General features: G+C 62.4%; 4 protein-coding genes. All 4 read left to right on the top strand.

Annotated elements, in window-relative coordinates; genetic code table 11:
- Positions 1–906: hypothetical protein (locus tag AHiyo1_RS27365; protein WP_059389737.1), on the top strand; the 906-nt coding region annotated here is incomplete at its 5' end.
- 798 nt (positions 907–1,704) lie between these two features.
- Positions 1,705–2,757 carry a PDDEXK nuclease domain-containing protein gene (locus tag AHiyo1_RS19985; protein ID WP_059389736.1) on the top strand — a complete coding sequence of 351 codons (1,053 nt, stop codon included), beginning with the start codon at positions 1,705–1,707 and terminating at the stop codon, positions 2,755–2,757.
- 48 nt (positions 2,758–2,805) lie between these two features.
- Complete coding sequence (locus AHiyo1_RS27755; protein ID WP_275937084.1) at positions 2,806–2,928, top strand: hypothetical protein; 123 nt, start codon at positions 2,806–2,808, stop codon at positions 2,926–2,928.
- 253 nt (positions 2,929–3,181) lie between these two features.
- Positions 3,182–3,410 (top strand): zinc finger domain-containing protein (locus AHiyo1_RS25750; RefSeq protein WP_216363269.1); only part of this gene is annotated, 229 nt, incomplete at its 3' end.

Raw genomic sequence — 3,410 nt, 5'->3', positions numbered from 1 at the left:
CAAGTCCTCACCCGCTACGGGATCGACACCCGCGACGTCGGCCCGGACGCCGCCTACCTGGAATCAGGCATCCAGGCCACCACCACCCAGAAGGCCCGGCAGAACGAGCTGGCCCGCGGCCAGGAAGAGACCCGGAAGGCGGCCGCCGAACACGAGAAGGCCATGGGCCTGCTCGCAGCGGCCCGTGCCGAAGAACTCCGCGCCCAGGCCGCGGCACTGGCCCCGGAAATGGAACGACACCAGGTCCCTGTCGAGTACCTGGCCAACCCCGAACTGGCCCAGGCACTGCAGACCGCACACAACGCCAAGACCCCCCAGGCACTGGGAGCAGCAGATGCTGGCGTGCAGGAACGGATGTTCCTCATCGGCAAGGACGGCATCAACGGACCCGACCTTGACCAGCTGCGGAAGGAAACCAGAGCGAACGTCAACGGCGCCGGCAACTCCCACTTCGAGGATCCCGCGTTCGTGCAAGCCGCCAAGGACATGCACGAAGCCAGACTCCTGGCCGAAGGCGGATTCCAAGGCTCCCAATGGATGACTGTGGAACAGCGGTACGAACGCGCCGAGAAGGAACTCTTCACCCGGATGGAGGGCGTCGGCCGCGAAATCGAGAACCGTGTCACCGGCAACGACAGCAGCCGGCTGACGGATCAGAACCTGAAAGGGGAGAGCAGCTCTGCCGCCGGGTACGGCTCGGTCGAACACCACGAGAAATTCGCCGAATCGCTCGCCAACACCGGCGCGAATGAAACCCAGATCCGCGGACGCCTCGCCGCCGCCCGCAGCGAAGGCACCCACCCCAGCACAGCAGTGACCATGGGCAAGGGCGCCGCCAAGGCCAGGAAGTCCCGCCCGGGAACAGCCGTGGGTTCCGAGAGAGGCAAGAACGGACTCAGCCCTTAGACCATTCCGTGGGTACTGCGCTTCGGTGTCGTGAGTGACTGGGAAGGCGAGGGACTTGCCGGCGCCAGGTCCGAGCCTGTGCTGCTCAAGGAGTTGACAAAGTTCTGTGGTTTTTCGCGTCACGATCCGTGCCCGGGCCACACTGTATCCGTTAAGAGCCCCTTTAACTCGACGGCCGGCGATGGCCGGGCGGTCAGAGTCCAAGGGCTGTGATGCCCAGCCGCACCGGGGAAACGCGTTCGTTCTTCCCCATTCCAAGGGCACACCGCAGGATCCAGCGCAATTGTCCAAAGCACTCTGGACAGTTGGCTTTTGACCGGTCAACAATCCGCAGAGCTGCGCGACGTCAGAGTCCTTGGAAGCCCGTGCCTACCTTAAGCGACTTGACGTCGAAGATCCGGGTCACGTCTGGTGGGAGACGACCAATCTCGGCAAATCCCTTGGCTTAGTCAGGGAGCATGCGGAGGCCCGCGGCAGAAGCTTCGCTTCATACATGGATCAACTTTTCTGGCCTGCCACTATGAGGGTGCTCTGGAGCTGCCCCCGGGAGCGGGCAAAACCGAAGCCCTTCGGGCAATCGACCTTCGTACGCGCCGGGCGTCACCGACTCCGATGACGCCGCGCGGGAGTAGGCCTGCGGATGGCGGGTGCACGCAGGTGCTGCAAGGCCTGCACCTGTTGAACCTGACGTGGCCGGGCCGGGGGTGGGCGGCGGAGGGGCCAACCAACCGATAATCGAGATAGAACTCTCAATTGTGCCACAGGCTGTGGCGCAATTGAGATCGGTAGGGTGGAGCCATGACTTCTTCAGAAATCGACCTGCCGGCAGACTATGCGGAGCTGTTGGAGTCGCTGAAGAGCCGCGTCCGTGGCGCCAGGGTCCAAGCGCAGCGGACCGTCAATACGCTGGTCATTGAACTGTATTGGTCACTCGGAAAAGACATCTTGGCCCGCCAGGACCAGCATGGGTGGGGGAGTGGGGTCATTACTCAGCTCGCTGCGGACCTGCGTCTGGCTTTTCCGGATATGAAAGGGCTGTCCGCGCGCAACCTGCAATACATGACCGCGATGGTGCGGGCCTGGGGCGAGGAAGTAAATGTGCCACAGCTTGTGGCACATTTGCCGTGGGGCCATATCCGGACGATTTTGGACAAGTCAGGAACGGCCGAGGAGCGCGACTGGTACGCCGGCGCCGCCGTCCAATACGGCTGGTCCCGGAACGTCCTGCTGAACATGATGATGAACCGTTCGATGGAACGAACGGGTGCGGCGCCGTCGAACTTCACCAGCCAGCTCGCCGCACCGGATTCCGAACTGGCACAGCAAATCGCTAAAGACCCTTACAACTTCGAATTCCTCGGACTCTCAGGCGAAGTGGCCGAACGTGACCTCGAAAACGCCCTCACCAGCCGGATCACCGAAACCCTTCGAGACCTGGGGCCAGGGTTCGCCTTCGTTGGCCGTCAAGTCCACTTCGACGTCGACGGCGACGACTATTTTGTCGACATGTTGTTTTTTCATATGGACCAAAACAGGTACGTGGTGATCGAACTTAAAACTGGCAAATTTCAGCCCGAGATGGCCGGCAAACTTAGCTTCTACGTCGCGCTTGTCGACGACATCCTCCGCCGTGAGCATCACAACGAAACGATCGGCATCCTGATCTGCGGCACCAAGAACGACCGCAGCGTCCGGTACAGCCTTGGCCGCTCGACCTCACCCATGGCCGTGGCAGCCTACACCTACGACAAGCTACCAGCCGCCGAGCAGCGATCCCTTCCCAACGAGAGCGATCTCGTGGCCGCGCTCGAATGGGCAGAACCAGAAGCAAGCAAGCCGGACTCCGACTAACCTTCCTGGACGGTTCGGTAAAGGCCGTGCGACGTTTAGGCTTTCCCCATGAGAGTCGCCAAGACGGACATCATCGCCGGTGTGACCGCGACCCTTGCCCGGGATCTCGTGCGTCTCTTCCGGGGCCGGGCCTTCACTCAAGACGGCCCGGTGCTCCTGAACGCGTCGTGAGACGCCAAGTTTGCATTGGCCGCGGCTATTCCCGAATGTCTCCAGCGGAGTGATCCATTTGGGCTATGGGGACCCCCCTTTTGGCCCTGGCCCTAGGACGAAGCGGACCTCTTCCCGCAAACGCCCGTTTTTGAGAAAGCATACGGCGACACGGTCCGTAGGGCGGGCGAAGGCCGGATTTCTTCTCAAAACCCATTCTCACTCAAAGAAGCTTCACTCAGCTTCTGAGAATTGTTTGTGAGAGGATTTGGGGATGAGGAGCCTCGAATCCACCGCCCCATCCGACGCCGATGAAGTCGAGCAGCACCGGTGCCCTCGCTGTGACGTCCAGCCCGGCTCACCGTGCCGGTCCCGCTCCGGTGCCGTAGCCTCGACCTACCACACCGGCCGGTTCACCAAAGTCCCCCGACTGGCGAAGGAACTGCGCGTGCCGACTCCGGCCGACCGCGGACCCGGTCAACCCTGGCGGCCGGTCACCCCAC

This window comes from Arthrobacter sp. Hiyo1 (genome assembly GCF_001263615.2).
Lineage (GTDB): Bacteria > Actinomycetota > Actinomycetes > Actinomycetales > Micrococcaceae > Arthrobacter.
Note: the sequence above shows the minus strand (reverse complement) of the source record. Positions and strands in the feature narration are given on the sequence as shown.